This is a genomic window from Vibrio sp. YT-19(2023) (assembly GCF_033337395.1).
On the sequence record NZ_JAWOQN010000106.1, the window covers coordinates 1 to 1,349 of the forward strand.

Sequence of the window (1,349 nt, forward strand, 5' to 3'; positions counted from 1 at the left end):
CCGCCTTTGCTTTGGCTTCCACGACCTCAACAGGGATCATTCCGTGTTCTTTCCGTCGTTGGCGCACTTGACGAGCGTTATCCCCTTCAATCGTGCCTTTTTTTTGTTTGCCTTTTGCATCCAGCGCTTTGTATTCAAATGCTGCCATTACGCTTCCTTCGTCACTCGCATCACTTCTTCAAGTGACGTAATACCACGACGTACTTTGCTTAGACCATCACTACGAATACTTGGCGTATGATTACGAACGGCTTTTTCCACTTCTTGCTCACCCGCTTCGCAGTGAATCAGCTCTTGAACCGTTTCATCGACAAGCACTAATTCATGAATGCCGGTACGTCCGCGATAACCTTTTTGGTTACACGCTTCACAGCCTTTCGCGCGATGTAGAATGAGCGATTCACTTTCTGCCATGCCAAACAATTTTTTCTGTTCGCTGTCCGCTTCGTAAGGTTCTTTACAGTCAGAACAGAGCGTACGAACCAGACGCTGCGCTAGCACACCAAGCAGTGAAGAGGAGATCAAAAATGGTTCAATACCCATATCACGCAGACGCGTGATCGCACCAACAGCGGTGTTGGTATGCAGCGTCGACATTACCAGGTGACCAGTCAAAGACGCTTGCACCGCAATTTGCGCGGTTTCTAAGTCACGGATCTCACCCACCATCACCACATCCGGGTCCTGACGTAAGATCGCACGTAGACCACGCGCAAATGTCATGTCGACTTTCGGGTTAACTTGAGTCTGGCCAATGCCATCGATATCAAATTCGATTGGGTCTTCCACCGTCAGAATGTTGCGCTCGTTGCTATTGATTTCTTGCAAGCCGGCGTACAAAGTGGTCGATTTACCAGAACCCGTAGGGCCGGTCACCAAGATAATACCGTGTGGGCGACCAATGAGGTGACGGAAGTTGTCGTGTACCGAAGGAGTCATGCCCAAACTATGCAGGTCAAGGCGCGTTGCGTTTTTATCTAACAGACGCATTACCACTCGTTCACCGTGAGAGGATGGCATGGTAGAAACACGCACGTCGACCGCTCGGCCACCAATACGTAGCGAGATACGACCATCTTGAGGCACACGCTTTTCAGCAATATCGAGCTTCGCCATAACTTTCACACGAGACACCAATAACGGCGCAAGCTTACGACTTGGCGTCAAGACTTCGCGCAGAACGCCGTCGACACGGAAGCGGATAGAAAGCGTCTTTTCAAACGTTTCGATATGGATATCGGACGCACCTTCTTTGATCGCTTCACCCAACATAGCATTGATCAATTTGATGATTGGCGCATCGTCTTCCGACTCTAACAAATCTTCGTCATGCGGTAGCTCTTCTGCCA

The 1,349-nt window shown here is 49.8% G+C and carries 1 protein-coding gene and 1 pseudogene; both read right to left on the bottom strand.

Annotated features, from left to right (window positions below; genetic code table 11):
• Positions 1 to 148: pseudogene (locus tag R7E78_RS24160) on the bottom strand (type II secretion system protein GspF); the annotation flags it as partial.
• On the bottom strand, positions 148 to 1,349 hold a 1,202-nt coding region (gene gspE / locus R7E78_RS24165; RefSeq protein ID WP_318058343.1), incomplete at its 5' end, for a type II secretion system ATPase GspE. The gene gspE and the pseudogene R7E78_RS24160, both read right to left, overlap by 1 nt.